Origin of the sequence: Rhizobium terrae (assembly GCF_003425685.1) — a bacterium.
Classification (GTDB): domain Bacteria; phylum Pseudomonadota; class Alphaproteobacteria; order Rhizobiales; family Rhizobiaceae; genus Neorhizobium; species Neorhizobium terrae.
Genome location: NZ_QJKM01000003.1, coordinates 252907 through 265284, shown reverse-complemented (window position 1 = coordinate 265284; position 12378 = coordinate 252907). Strand labels below are relative to the sequence as shown.

General features: G+C 65.0%; 14 protein-coding genes. 2 read left to right on the top strand and 12 right to left on the bottom strand.

The genetic code is table 11. The annotated features are described in order from the left end of the window. Window positions 1-14: 14 nt before the first annotated feature. From DMO26_RS06855 to DMO26_RS06840, 4 genes are all read right to left on the bottom strand, one after another. Window positions 15-545 (bottom strand): GNAT family N-acetyltransferase, encoded by a 531-nt coding sequence (locus DMO26_RS06855; RefSeq protein WP_117191283.1) that lies wholly within the window; start codon window positions 543-545, stop codon window positions 15-17. Window positions 546-614: 69 nt separating this feature from the next. Then, the gene (locus tag DMO26_RS06850) at window positions 615-1025 is read right to left on the bottom strand and encodes a CopD family protein (protein ID WP_117191282.1); all 411 of its coding nucleotides are present in this window, start codon (window positions 1023-1025) and stop codon (window positions 615-617) included. An 8-nt stretch (window positions 1026-1033) separates the two neighbouring features. Next, window positions 1034-1594 (bottom strand): DinB family protein, encoded by a 561-nt coding sequence (locus DMO26_RS06845; RefSeq protein ID WP_117191281.1) that lies wholly within the window; start codon window positions 1592-1594, stop codon window positions 1034-1036. 26 nt (window positions 1595-1620) lie between these two features. Continuing rightward, window positions 1621-2439 (bottom strand): class I SAM-dependent DNA methyltransferase, encoded by an 819-nt coding sequence (locus DMO26_RS06840; RefSeq protein ID WP_117191280.1) that lies wholly within the window; start codon window positions 2437-2439, stop codon window positions 1621-1623. 110 nt (window positions 2440-2549) lie between these two features. Between DMO26_RS06840 and DMO26_RS06835 the strand changes: the two genes are divergently transcribed. Then, on the top strand, window positions 2550-3272 hold the full coding sequence (locus tag DMO26_RS06835; protein ID WP_117191279.1) for a DUF2270 domain-containing protein: 723 nt from the start codon (window positions 2550-2552) through the stop codon (window positions 3270-3272). Window positions 3273-3287: 15 nt separating this feature from the next. On the opposite strand, the gene DMO26_RS06830 is transcribed toward DMO26_RS06835, so the two are convergent. From DMO26_RS06830 to DMO26_RS06815, 4 genes are all read right to left on the bottom strand, one after another. Next, entirely contained in the window at window positions 3288-3551 is a 264-nt protein-coding gene (locus DMO26_RS06830) for an usg protein (protein WP_117191278.1), read from the bottom strand. Window positions 3552-3699: 148 nt separating this feature from the next. Beyond that, on the bottom strand, window positions 3700-4530 hold the full coding sequence (locus DMO26_RS06825; RefSeq protein WP_117191277.1) for an ABC transporter permease: 831 nt from the start codon (window positions 4528-4530) through the stop codon (window positions 3700-3702). Continuing rightward, a complete protein-coding gene (locus tag DMO26_RS06820; protein ID WP_117191276.1) occupies window positions 4527-5321 on the bottom strand; it encodes an ABC transporter permease in 795 nt (264 codons plus the stop codon). Before DMO26_RS06820 ends, DMO26_RS06825 begins: the two co-directional genes overlap by 4 nt. Before the next feature lie 113 nt (window positions 5322-5434). Further along, window positions 5435-6217: an ABC transporter substrate-binding protein gene (locus tag DMO26_RS06815; protein WP_117191275.1), complete on the bottom strand. Its 783-nt coding sequence runs from the start codon at window positions 6215-6217 to the stop codon at window positions 5435-5437. A gap of 318 nt (window positions 6218-6535) precedes the next feature. On the opposite strand from DMO26_RS06815, the gene DMO26_RS06810 reads away from it, so the two are divergent. After that, entirely contained in the window at window positions 6536-8863 is a 2328-nt protein-coding gene (locus DMO26_RS06810; protein ID WP_117191274.1) for an OmpA family protein, read from the top strand. A gap of 174 nt (window positions 8864-9037) precedes the next feature. Here the strand turns inward: DMO26_RS06810 and mobB are convergent, their stop codons facing one another. From mobB to DMO26_RS06785, 4 genes are read right to left on the bottom strand one after another with little or no spacing between them, the layout of a single operon-like run. After that, window positions 9038-9550, bottom strand: a complete 513-nt coding sequence (mobB, locus tag DMO26_RS06800; protein ID WP_117191272.1) for a molybdopterin-guanine dinucleotide biosynthesis protein B — start codon at window positions 9548-9550, stop codon at window positions 9038-9040. Then, window positions 9547-10173, bottom strand: a complete 627-nt coding sequence (mobA, locus tag DMO26_RS06795) for a molybdenum cofactor guanylyltransferase MobA (RefSeq protein WP_117191271.1) — start codon at window positions 10171-10173, stop codon at window positions 9547-9549. Before mobA ends, mobB begins: the two co-directional genes overlap by 4 nt. Beyond that, on the bottom strand, window positions 10173-11399 hold the full coding sequence (locus DMO26_RS06790) for a multidrug effflux MFS transporter (RefSeq protein WP_117191270.1): 1227 nt from the start codon (window positions 11397-11399) through the stop codon (window positions 10173-10175). The genes mobA and DMO26_RS06790 overlap by 1 nt, the downstream gene beginning before the upstream one ends. Window positions 11400-11449: 50 nt before the next feature. Then, the gene (locus DMO26_RS06785) at window positions 11450-12355 is read right to left on the bottom strand and encodes a DMT family transporter (RefSeq protein WP_117191269.1); all 906 of its coding nucleotides are present in this window, start codon (window positions 12353-12355) and stop codon (window positions 11450-11452) included. Window positions 12356-12378: the final 23 nt, after the last annotated feature.

Sequence of the window (12378 nt, the reverse complement as noted above, 5' to 3'; positions counted from 1 at the left end):
GCCGTCCGGCGCGGTCACCGTGAAGCGGTCAGCGCATAACGGTGCTGACGGATCATCCCGCCGCGCGATTTCGAAAAGACCTCGACAGTGTCGACCGGTGTGAAGCCGAGTTTTGTCAGGATGCGGCCCGAGGCGGCATTGTCCGCCGCATGTCCGGATTTCAGCGTCGAGAGGCTGGCTTCACCGAAAGCGAAACGCACCACGGCCTGGGCGGCCTCAAATGCAAGGCCGTGTCCCCAGGCCGCCTTTTCGTACCAGTAGCCGAGATCGCCCTTGCCATCGGCAATCTCGTCGAGATCGGCAAGCCCGATCATGCGGCCGTCGTGCTCAACGGCGAAACGATAGGCCTCGCCGGCGGACCATTCCCGTTGGTGATCTGCAAACCAGCCGCGCGTCGCCTCTGCGTCCGGCGGAAAGGCGGCCATGCGCAGCATCCGGGTAACCTCCCAGTCGGACTGGATCTCGAAGGCGCGCGCGGCATCCGCCGCCGTGGTCGGGCGCAGGACGAGGCGTTCGGTGCGGATCGGGAGGCGAGGGACGGTCATCGAAATCGGCCTTCGGATCAATCTTGCGGACCAGCCACATGGGGACCAGCCGTGGGGATCGGTTGCGGTTCAGAACGGCTTGATGACCGCGAGTGCGACGATCAGCACGACCGAGACGAGGATGATCGGCATGCCGGCGCGCACGAAGGCGGGCGGATCGAGCTTCGGATCGGCCTGCATGCGGCGCATCCAGCCCTGCTGCATGCCGTGCAGTGCCGAGAGCAGGATCACCAGGAGCAGCTTGGCGTGCAGCCAGCCGTCCGAGAAACCGATATAGCCGAAGATCAGCCAGAGGCCGAAGAGCCAGGCGCCGCCGAGGGCCGCCGTGGTGACGGTGCGATCGTATCTGCGAAGCGCCGCGATGACGCCGACGCGGATCGCCGGCGGCACCATGCCGATGACGAAGGCATTGATCAGCATGCCGCCGATCAGCAGGAAGTCGGACAGGATATGCAGGGCCTTGATGACGAAATAAAGCATGGTTCAGATCAACTCCAGATCATGGCTTCGGTGAAGCCGAGTTCGGCAAAATCCTGGGCTCGCAGCGCTTCGCAATTCGGCTCGCCGGGGAAGAACTCGTCGAGCTGCGGCGGCGCGACGGAAGTCCCCGACAGCATCGCGTGGATCTGCCCGCGGTGATGAATCTGGTGCTGGAAGAGATGCAGCAGCACGCGGTCGGCTCGCTCGACCTGGACATAGGCGGCGCGCGGAATACGGATTTCGGCGGCCACTCCCGCGCCGTCCATGCTTCGACAGTGGTCGATCAGGCGGCGGTCGACGGCCCGCTGCTCGCGATCGAGATCGGCAAAGGCGGGGAAGGGAATTTCGGGATCGTAGGCGGCAGCACCGATGCAGTCGCCTTCGAGCGCGCTGACATACATCCAGTCGACCGTTAGATTGTGGTTGAGCGTGTGGATGATCGACGGGAAGAAGTTCGTCCGCTCCGCCGCGACCTCTGCCGCCGACAGCTGCCCGCAGGCCTTCAGCAGCCGGTGATTGGCCCAGGCATTGTTATAGGCCTGGGCGAGAAGGTAACGCTCGGGCGGCATCGGGAATCCTCCATAGAGGAGGAGGTTTAGCCTTTCAGCCGCGCGATGACCAGATGGCCGGGGCTCGGATTGCCGTCCTGCATGCGCACGTTGATCCCGGTGATCTCGACGAGATCGAAACCGGTCTCGGCAAGACGCGAGCGGATATAGGCTTCCGAGTGCAGGAAGCGCTGGTTCGGGCCGACGATATACGGGCGGCCGTCGCTGTCGGAAAGCGTCTCGGAGGAGAAGATGAAGAGCCCGCCCGGGACCATGTTTTCCGCCGCGCCGAAAAAAAGCGGTTCGAGCGCGCCGAGATAGGGCAGCACGTCGGTGGCGGTCACGAGGTCGAAAGGCTCGTCGTCGTTGTCTTCCAGAAAGTCTTCGGCTTCCGCTACGTAAAGCGTCTCGTAGATATCCTTTTCGTGAGCGATTTCAACCATGTTCTCGGAAATGTCGATGCCGGTGATGTCGTCCGCCATGTCGCGCAGCGTGCCGCCGGTCAGCCCCGTGCCGCAGCCGAGATCGAGCATCCGCTTGAACGGGCCGAGCTTCAGCGCCTGCAGGCGCTGGCGCACGATGACGGGAACCGCATATCCGAGCTGCTCGACCAGGATGTCCTCGAAACTCTCGGCATGCTGGTCGAAAAGCGTCTCCACATAGGCATCCGGCGCCTTGGGCGGCGTTTCGCCGCGGCCCATGGCGGCGATGCGCACCGCGGCCCCGCCATGGTCTTCCGGGTCGAGTTCCAGAACCTGTTCGTAGGCTTTTACGGCCGCATCGATATCGCCCGCCTTTTCCAGCGCCAGTGCCCGGTTATAGGCCTCGGCCAGTGCTTCCTCGTCGATCTTCTTCATCGCTCTCATCCTTCGTTCGGGAGGCGTTTAAGCCGATGGCCGCGGTTTGTCCATGCAGGGGGAACGCCGGCGTGGCTCATTCGTTGAAGCGTAAAGCAGATATGTCCGGGAGAAAGGAAATGGCTGCCGAGCAGGCTCAGACCGCGCTGGAGCAGAATGTCGAGCGCCGGGCGCCTTCGCTGCCCATCACGTCGAGCGAGAAGGCCAATCTCATCATTCATTATTATCGCGGCGAGATCGGCCGGATGACGAGCTGGCGCGACCGCATCGACCGCACGTCGAACTGGGCGATCACGGTGGTGGCGGCGCTGCTCTCCGTGTCGCTGTCGACCCCCACGTCCCACCACGGCGTGGTGCTGTTCGCCATGCTGCTCGTCTCGCTGTTGCTGCTGATCGAGGCGCGGCGCTACCGTTTCTTCGACGTCTACCGGGCGCGGGTGCGCAAGCTGGAACGCCATTATTTCGCGCAGGCGCTCTTTCCGCAGGCGGACTTGAAGCCGGACTGGGCCCAGGCGATCGCCAAAAGCCTGCGCAATCCCTGTTTCCTGATCAGCTACCGCGAGGCGCTGTTTCGCCGCGTCAGACGCAATTACGTCTGGATGTATCTCATCCTGTTGCTCGCCTGGCTGCTGAAGATCTCGACGCCGAAGCTTCTGCCCGACCAGCCGAAGACGGACGTGGTGTTCTCCGTATCGGAGGCGGTCGGCAACGCCGCCCTCGGTCCGCTGCCGGGCTGGACCGTCATCGCCCTGGTTGCCATGCTGTATGCCGCGGTGATCTACGCGGCCGTTCACCGGCAGCCCGACGACGGCGAATTCGCCCATGGCGAAGTGCATGTATGAGGCTGAAGCTTCGTCCTAGTGCAGGATGATCTCGCCCTTGACCGCCCGCCATTCGCCGGCCGAGATCAGCTTGCGATGCACGTAGCGGACGGAATGCAGCGGCCCGTCGAGTTTTTCCTGCCAGAATTTCAGGAAGCCCTTCATCTCCGGGAAATCCGGGGCGAGATCGTAGTTCTGCCAGACATAGCTCTGCAGCAGGGAAGGGTGGTCGGGCAGGCGGTAGAAGATCTGGGCCGTGGTGAGGCCGTAGCCTTTCAGCATCATTTCCATTTCAGACATCGACGGTTCCCGTTGTTGTTTTTCAGATGACACTTTTGTGTCACCCACAGGGGAGCATGCCATGCTTAACGGAGGCTTTACAAATCACCTCTAGAAGAACATTCGTTAAATTTACCAATGGCTTAGCAGCCGCATGCAAAGAGTGCTGCTAACGTTTGAGATGGCGGGTGAGGCGGGCTTCCAGGAAGGCCAGGACATGCCTGAGCGCCTCGACGATGGCAAGATAGAAGATCGCCGCCCAGAGATAGGTCTGGTAATCGAACGTGCGGGAGAAGGCATATCGCGTCTCGCCCATCAGGTCGTAGACCGTGACGATCGACACGACGGCCGAGCCCTTGATCATCAGGATGATCTCGTTGCCATAGGGGCGCAGCGCCACGATCAGGGCCTGCGGCAGGATGATCTTGCGAAACGCGATATATTTCGGGATGCCGAGGGCCGCGGCGCCTTCGTGCTGGCCGCGCGGTACGCTCTGGATCGCGCCGCGCAGGATTTCCGCCTGGTAGGCGGCGGTATTGAGGACGAAGGAGAGCAGTCCGCAATACCAGGCCTCGCGGAAGAACCACCACAGCCCGACCGTTTCGAGTTGCGGCCGGAAGCTGCCGAGCCCGTAATAGATCAGGAACAGCTGGGCGAGCAGCGGCGTGCTGCGGAAGATATAGACATAGGCATAGGCGACGGTGTTCAGCACACGGTTGTTCGACATGCGCGCGAACGCGACCGGCAGAGACAGGAGGGCGCCGAGGACGACCGCCAGCACGACGAGCGAAATGGTCGTCCACAGGCCATGCAGGTAACGCGGGCCGTAGCGCAGGAATTTCGCCTCTTCCCAGCCGTTGACGACGGTGAGGACGAGCGCCACGGCAAGCAGTGCCCAGAGCGCCAGCACCGCGATGGCCGCGACCTTGGCGCCGGTGATGCGGCGTTTTGCAGAGGCCGGCGCCGGGCGCGGCGGGATCAGTTGGCTGACGGCGGTCATCGGCGGACCTCCGAGCGTTTTGCCCAGCTTTCCAGAAAGCCGAGCCCGACGGATGAAATGGTCGCGAGGGTCAGATAAAGCATGCAGGCGATGAAATAGAAGAAGAAGGCTTCCTTGCTGACCCGCGCCGCAATGCCGGTCTGGCGTAGGATCTCCGCAAGCCCGATGGCCGACGCATAGGACGTGTCCTTGAGCAGGATCAGCCAGAGATTGGTGAGCCCTGGCAAGGCGATGCGGACGAGCTGCGGCAGGATGACGAGCCGCATGGTGCGCCCGCGGTGCAGGCCGAGCGCGTCACCCGCTTCGTACTGGCCGTGCGGGATCGCCCGGAAGGCCGACAGCAGCACTTCCGACGCATAGGAGGAGAAGACAACCGAAAGGGCGACGACGCCGGCGAAGAAGGCGTTGATCTCGATGCGTTCCTCGTAGCCGAACCAGGCAAAGACCGCCTGGATGAGAATCTGCAGGCCGTAATAGATGATGAAGAGGGTCAGCAGTTCCGGCAGGCCCCTGAAGATCGTCGTGTAGATGCCGGCGGCGAGCCTCAGCAGCTTTTCCTCCGACTGCGCCGCCAGCGCGATCAGGAAGCCGATGACGAGCCCCACCGGCAGCGTGACGATCGCCAGGCCGATGGTGATCTTCACCCCGAAGGCGATCTCGTCGCCCCAGCCCGCGTCGCCGCAAGCGATCAGCGAGCCATTGTCGACCAATGCGCCGAACAGGGAAAAAAGGCCGATGGGACCGCAAAGCGGATCGAGTGCGCTGAAAAGGGCGGAAAAGAATCCGCTCATATGCTCGTTTTCCCCTGCGGCTTCTCTTGGGCCGCTCTTAAACTTTGCTTCATTAAAAAGAAAAACGGCGGAAGGGCAAGCCTCCCGCCGGATTGATGCACCGAAGTAGCCGCTTACTTGTCGCCGTAGACGTCGAAGTCGAAATACTTGTCCTGGATCTTCTTGTAGGTGCCGTTGGCGCGGATCGCGGCAATCGCGGCCGTGAACTTGTCGGCGAGAGCCTGTTCGCCCTTGCGGACGGCGACGCCGGCGCCCTCGCCGTTGATGTCCGGATCGAGCGGCAGGGCAGAGAGGATCTTGCAGCACTTGCCGGCGTCCGACTTCACCCAGTCGGACAGCACGACGATATCGTCCACCACGCCGTCGATGCGACCGTTGGACAGGTCGAGCTTGTATTCGTCGGCAGTCGGATAGAGCTTCAGCTCGGCATCCGGCATGTGCTTTTCGGCATAGTTCGAATGGGTCGTGGAACCCTGGGCGCCGAGCGTCTTGCCCTTCAGCGAGGCCGAGGAAGCGTCCTTGATCGGCGAATCCTTCGGCACGGCAATGGCCGGCGGGGTATTGTAGTATTTCTTGGAGAAGGTGACCTGTTCCTTGCGCTCCGGCGTGATCGACATGGAGGCGATGATCGCGTCGAACTTCTTCGACTGCAGCGCCGGAATGATGCCGTCCCAGTCGTTGGTGACGAACGTGCAGGTGACCTTCATCTCAACGCAGAGCGCCTTGGCGATATCGACGTCGAAGCCGGTGAGCTGGCCGTTGGCTTCGAGATTGTTGAAGGGCGGATAGGCGCCTTCCGTGCCGATCACGAGCTTTTCCTGTGCCATGGCCGAACCGGCGAACAGCGAAAGCACGGCGATCGAGGCGGCGGCAAGAAGACGGGTGGAGATGTTCATGATGATCCTCTCTGTTGGCGGCCTCACGGCGTCTCATCTTTTTTCGCCATGAGGAGCGGGGCGCGCGGCGGCGCCTCCGTCAGCTTTATAGATACCGGCCCGCAGGAAATTGCAACGGCATTTTACGTGCACGTCCGGATGGCGACGAAACATGAACGACACATTCATGCGAGGTTCAGCGCCGGGCCTCGAACCTGTCTCCCATAGCCGGAGGGAACAAACCTCCGCCGAACGGCATTCAGCCGCCGCGTAAGTCCGCCCGAGCCGGCAAGAGAGGACGCGCTTGAAAGGGATGACACCCCAGGAAGAGGAAATGCCATGTCGAGGAAATTCACACTGTTCACCAGCGTCGCGGTGCCCTTCGTGTCGCTGCCGCTGATGATCCAGCCGGCGGCGGCGATGCCGCCGAAAGCCGCGATCGAGGCCGGCCGGATGCCGGGCGTCATCCGGATCCAGCAGCAGATCCTTGTTCCGCCCGGCAGCGGGGAAGGCCGGCAGCGCGAAGGCGGGCAGGATGGCGGCGGCCAGCGCGGCGGAGGCCAGCGCGAACAGGCTCCTGCCGAAGCCCAGCAGCAGAGCGAAGAGCCACGCCGGAAGCCTCAGCCGGCACCCCAGGCAGCCCCCCGGGAGGCTCCGGCCGCGCAGGCCCCCGCTCAGGAGGCGCCGGCACAGGAGCGTCCGCAGCGTCGCCAGCAGGCAGGTGAGGGCGAGGGCGGCGGCCAGCAGCTGCGCCGCCAGCGGCAGGATGCCGGCCAGGGCCAGGACGGCGAAGGCCAGCAGCAGCGCGACCGGCAACGGCAGCAGGCCGCGCCGCAAGCGGAGCAGCCGGCCACAAGGGAGGCCCAGCAGCCCCAGAACACGCTGCCACGAGAGACCGCGCCTTCGGGCGGTGACCGCCAGCAAAGGCGCAATGCAGAGGACCGCAACACGGCCCCGGCCGGAAACCAGGCGGAGACCCCCGCACTGCGCCCGCGCGCCACTGACCGGACGGCGGCACCCGAGGCCCAGCAGCCCGAAAATCCCGCCCGGCGGAATGCCGAAGGTCAGGGCGGCAGCCAGGGAACCGGTGCCGCCCAGGGCAACCGGACCCAGCCGCCGCCGGCGCAGGGACGACCGGCACAGGGTCAGGCTGCACCGGGCCAGCCGGTGCCGGGTCAGACCCAGCCCAACCAGATCCAGCCCAACCAGATCCAGTCGGGCCAGATCCAGCCCGGCCAGGCAACGCAAGGGCAGCAGCCTGCGGATGGCCAGCAGCGTCGCCAGACCATGGAAGGCCAGTCGCCGCAGGCCGTTCCCGGCCAGCCTCAGGGCCAGCAGACAACCGGCCAGCAGCCGAGCCAGGCCCCCGCTCAGGCTCCTCAAGGGGCGGCACCGGGGCAGCCGCAGACGGCACAGACGCCTCAGCAGGTGGAGCGCGCCAAGGAGCTCGCCCGCGATCCTGCTTCGGCCAGAAGCGGCGAGCAGGTGGTGCTGCCGGTCGAGAACGGTGCGGCCGTGCTCGACAGCGCCAAGGAGGCCCCGGCTGCACCGCCCGCAGCCGGCGGCGCTACCCAGCAGCCGCGTCGCCAGCAGACCCAGCAGACCCAGCAGGCCGATCAGCAGCAGCTCGCGCCCCCGAAATCCGATGCCGAAGCTCAGGGCGCGACGCGGGCCACCCGCGAGCAGCAGCGGGACTTCCGGGCGCTTGTCGAAGAGCGCGGCGAGCGGCTCGACCGGCGCCCGGATTTCGACCGGCCGCAGGGCTGGGATTTTCGGGATGTGACCGGCCGTGACGGCGGCAACCGCCGCGACCGGGATCGCGATGGCGGCCGGGTGATCATCTCGATCGACAACCAGACGGTCGTCCGCCATGACGACAGCCGCCGCTTCTGGGTCGACGGCCGGGAGCCGGAATACGAGCGGCTGCGCGACGGGCGCGTGCGCGAGGTCATCGTGCGCGATGACGGCACCCGGGTCGTGACGATCCGCAACCGCTACGGCGAGATCGTCCAGCGTTCGCGCATCGTCAGGGGCGGCGACGAATACGTGCTGTACTACGCTCCGGAACTGATGGACGACAGCCGCGGCCGCGATTACGTCTGGCGTGATCCCGGCCTCGACCTGCCGCCGATGCGGCTCACCGTGCCGGTCGACGAATATATCATCGACACTTCGACCGAACCTGACCGGGACTATTACGAGTTCCTGGAGCAGCCGCCGGTCGAGCGCGTCGAGCGGGTCTATTCGCTGGACGAGGTGCGTTATTCCGCACGCATCCGCGACAAGGTGCGCCGGATCGATCTCGACACGATCACCTTTGCGACCGGAAGCGCCGAAATTCCGATGAACCAGGCAAGTTCGCTGCGCAAGGTGGCCGATGCGATCGGCAAGGTGCTGGACAAGGATCCGTCCGAGACCTTCCTGATCGAGGGTCATACGGATGCAGTCGGCTCCGACGACAGCAATCTCGTGCTTTCCGACGAGCGCGCCGAGAGCGTGGCGAAGGTTTTGACGGACGCCTTCGGCATTCCGCCCGAGAACCTGGCGACGCAGGGTTATGGCGAGCGCTACCTGAAGGTCCGTACCGACGGGCCGGAACAGGAGAACCGCCGCGTCACCATCCGCCGCATCACGCCGCTGGTAAAGCCGGTCGCGGCGAGGCAGTAGCGCGTTCGAACGGAAGATAAGTGAGGCCGCCGGAGCGATCCGGCGGTCTTTTTCGTTCCCCGTTCGTCATCCTCGGGCTTGCCCCGAGGATCTGCCCACGTCAATGCTATGGACGTCGTGTTTGCCGGGAGGGGATAGATCCTTGGGACAAGCCCAAGGATGACGGTGCAGGGGCTAACGGCGGAGGCCTGTCGTGTTGACGATGAAATCCGCAATGCCGGCAGTATCGTCGAGATCGAACACGGGCAGGGATGTGTCCGTCACGGGATGGTCGGCGGCGATGGCGACGATGTGCGGGTCGTTCGGGGCAAGCGGTTCGCGGCTTTTGGCGCCGAGGCGGCGGGCCTCGATCTTCGGCACCGGTTCGCGCTTGTAACCCTCGATCAGCACGAGGTCGCAGGGCGCAAGGCGGGCCAGCACGTCCTTGAGCGGCGGTTCCGGCTCGTCGCGCAGCTCGTGCATGATCGCGAAGCGTGTTCCTGAGACGATCGCCACTTCATGCGCTCCCGCCCGGCGGTGGCGGAAGGAATCGGCGCCGGGCCTGTCGATGTCGAAATCGTGGTGGGCGTGCTTGACGGTCGAGATCCGGTAGCCGCGGCGGGTCAGCTCGGCGACCAGCCGCTCCACGAGGCCGGTCTTGCCGGAATTCTTCCAGCCGGAAATGCCGAAGACGCGTCGTGCGGTCATCGAAGCTCGCCTGCGAACCGGCGGGCCTCTGCGAGCTCTTCCGGCGTATTGATGTTGAAGAAGGGATCGAGCAGGCCCTGCGGCGTCTCGACCATGGGAAATTCGACGGTCGCCAACCGGTGACGCTGAAGGAAAGCCTTGATGCGCCGGTTGTCCGGACCGGAAAGCCAGGTCTCGAGATCGTCGGCGATCGACAGCGGCCAGAGCCCGAAGACGGGATGGTTGCGGCCGTCCGAGGCGGTGATGACGATCGTATCCGGCTCGCCGGTTTCCGCCCGCAGGCGCTCGGCGAGATCGGCCGGGAGGAAAGGACTGTCCGAAGGCACGGTCAGCAGGTGCGTCTCCGCGGTGCCGCGAGCCTGCAGATGGCGCAGGCCGGACAGCACGCCGGCGAGCGGGCCGATCTGGCCGGGCAGCTTGTCCGGCAGAAGCGGAAGGCCGAGCGGATTGGGAAAATCCGCCGGCGCGTTGAGGGTGATCCCGCAAACCTGGGGAGCAAGGCGCCGGACGATATGCCCGAGGATCGTGTCGCCGCCGATCCGCACGAACGCCTTGTCTTCGCCCATGCGGCTCGACCTGCCGCCGCAAAGAACGAGACCCGGTGGGAGCGTGCTGCCGGCCATCAATCGCCATCCCGCGGATTGATCGCGCCTTCGCGGCGGTCGACATGGTGGACGAAGGCCGACGCAGCGAGTGCGAAGAGGGTGGTCACGCCCATGACCATCAGCAGCGGCATGGCGCCGCCTTCCTCCTTGAGGACCGCGGCCGCAAGCGTCGAGAGCGCGGCGCCGCCACCGACGGTGATCGCGCCTCCGAGGCCGGAGGCGGAGCCGGCAAGATGCGGCCGGACGCTGACGATGCCGGCGTTCGAACTCGGAAGCGTCAGCCCGTTGCCGACCCCGGTCAGCGCCAGCGGCGCGAAGAAGGCGGTTGCCGACGCGACCTCGCCAAACAGGATCGCCGTGGTGATGGCGATGCCGATCAGGCTGACGACGCTTCCGGAGATCATCATCGTCATGGTGCCGAGGCGGCGGGTATAACGCCCGGAGATGAAATTGCCGACCATGTAGCCGGCGGCGATCAGGAAGAACTGCACGCCGAGCATGGTGGGTGTCAGGTGATAGATCGCCGTGCCGACGAAGGGCGCACCGCCGAGGAAGGCGAAGAAGACGCCGGACGAGAAGGTCGAGGTGAGCGTATAGCCCCAGAAGCGGCGGGAACGGAAAAGGTCCGGCCAGCTCTTGAACTGCGCGGTGAAGCTGGCGGCAGGCGTCCGGTTCGTTTCGCCGAGATCGGTGAAGACGAGCAGCAGGGCCACCAAGCCGAGAGCCAGAATCAGGGCGAAATTGGCTTCCCAGCCGAACAGGTCGTTGAGCGTGCCGCCGACGGTCGGCGCGATCATCGGCACCAGCGACATGCCCATGGTGACATAGGCGATCATCGAGGCGGCACTTTCCATCGGCACCGTGTCGCGGATGATGGCGCGTGGCAGTACGAAACCGGCGACGACGGCCGTCTGCAGAAGCCGGCCGATCATGAAGATCGTCACGTTGGGCGCGGCAAGGCAGATGACGGTGCCTGCGAGCAGGATGAGAATGCTGCCGATCATCACCCGGCGGCGTCCGAAAATGTCGGACAGCGGGCCGAGCACGAGCTGCAGCAACGCGGTTCCGGCGATATAGCCCGAGACGGCGAACTGCATGACGGCGTATTCGGTGCCGAAATGCGCCGCCATGGCGGAAAGCGAGGGCAGGAAGACGTTGAGGGAAAGTGCGGCAAGTCCGGCGCAGACGACCAACGTCATGATGTGGGGCGGTGTACCTCTATCCAGAAACCGGCTCTGCTGCACGTCACATTTCCCTTTCACGCCCGAACCCTCGGCCCTGGGCAAGGCCAGATTCAGGCCGGCGGCGCCGCACTTGCCTTTTCCGCCACGTCGCCTTGCCGCTTGCGTTCGCGGTAGAATGTATAGAGGCCCGAGCCGATGACGACGGCGGCGCCCGTCAGCATGTAGGCGTTCGGATGTTCGCCAAAGGCAAGCACGGCGATGACGAGCCCCCACAGGAGCCCGGTATAGCGGAACGGCGCGATGAAGGAGATCTCGCCGCCGCGCATCGACTTGATCACCGCCTGATAACCGGCGAAGACCAATACCGAGGCGAGCGCAAGATGGCCGAGTGCGTAGGTGCTGACCGGCGCCCATCCGCCCATCGGCGCGATCAGCACCATCCCGACGACGGTATTGGCGAGCGAGGTGAAGAAAGTGACGGTCAGCGTCGGGATGTCGAGGTTGATGCGCTTGGTCGTGAGGTCGCGGGCCGCGGTGAAACAGCAGGCGGCGACCGCGAGCAGGGCGACCGGCGTGAAGCCTTCCGGGCCTGGCCGGATGATCAGCAGCACGCCCACGAAGCCGATGCCGATCGCCGTCCAGCGCCGCCAGCCGACGGGTTCGCCGAGGAAGAGGGCGGCGCCCAGCGTCACCACCAGCGGCAGTGCCTGCATGATCGAGGACATGGTGGCGAACTCGATATGGGCAAGCGCCGTCAGGAAGGTGAGCGTGGCGCCGAGTTCGAAGGCCGTGCGCAGGAGCACCAGCGGATGCATGACGGCCCTCAGCGACAGGCTGACGCCGAGATAACGCGACACGCCGTAGATCAGCGCGGTCGCCATGACCCCGCGCACGGCCATGACCTGGGGGATGCTGAGCTCCGAAGTCACGGATTTGACGAGTGCGTCGTTGCAGGTGAAAGCCGCCATGGCAAGCGCCATGAGCAGCGCGCCCCGCGAGTTTTCCGACAATGCCATTCCCGACTCCTCCGTGCGGAAGT

Coding starts and splice junctions, on each gene's coding strand:
- DMO26_RS06855 (WP_117191283.1), bottom strand. CDS start 545: ATGACCGTCCCTCGCCTCCCGATCCGCACCGAACGCCTCGTCCTGCGC.
- DMO26_RS06850 (WP_117191282.1), bottom strand. CDS start 1,025: ATGCTTTATTTCGTCATCAAGGCCCTGCATATCCTGTCCGACTTCCTG.
- DMO26_RS06845 (WP_117191281.1), bottom strand. CDS start 1,594: ATGCCGCCCGAGCGTTACCTTCTCGCCCAGGCCTATAACAATGCCTGG.
- DMO26_RS06840 (WP_117191280.1), bottom strand. CDS start 2,439: ATGAGAGCGATGAAGAAGATCGACGAGGAAGCACTGGCCGAGGCCTAT.
- DMO26_RS06835 (WP_117191279.1), top strand. CDS start 2,550: ATGGCTGCCGAGCAGGCTCAGACCGCGCTGGAGCAGAATGTCGAGCGC.
- DMO26_RS06830 (WP_117191278.1), bottom strand. CDS start 3,551: ATGTCTGAAATGGAAATGATGCTGAAAGGCTACGGCCTCACCACGGCC.
- DMO26_RS06825 (WP_117191277.1), bottom strand. CDS start 4,530: ATGACCGCCGTCAGCCAACTGATCCCGCCGCGCCCGGCGCCGGCCTCT.
- DMO26_RS06820 (WP_117191276.1), bottom strand. CDS start 5,321: ATGAGCGGATTCTTTTCCGCCCTTTTCAGCGCACTCGATCCGCTTTGC.
- DMO26_RS06815 (WP_117191275.1), bottom strand. CDS start 6,217: ATGAACATCTCCACCCGTCTTCTTGCCGCCGCCTCGATCGCCGTGCTT.
- DMO26_RS06810 (WP_117191274.1), top strand. CDS start 6,536: ATGTCGAGGAAATTCACACTGTTCACCAGCGTCGCGGTGCCCTTCGTG.
- mobB (WP_117191272.1), bottom strand. CDS start 9,550: ATGACCGCACGACGCGTCTTCGGCATTTCCGGCTGGAAGAATTCCGGC.
- mobA (WP_117191271.1), bottom strand. CDS start 10,173: ATGGCCGGCAGCACGCTCCCACCGGGTCTCGTTCTTTGCGGCGGCAGG.
- DMO26_RS06785 (WP_117191269.1), bottom strand. CDS start 12,355: ATGGCATTGTCGGAAAACTCGCGGGGCGCGCTGCTCATGGCGCTTGCC.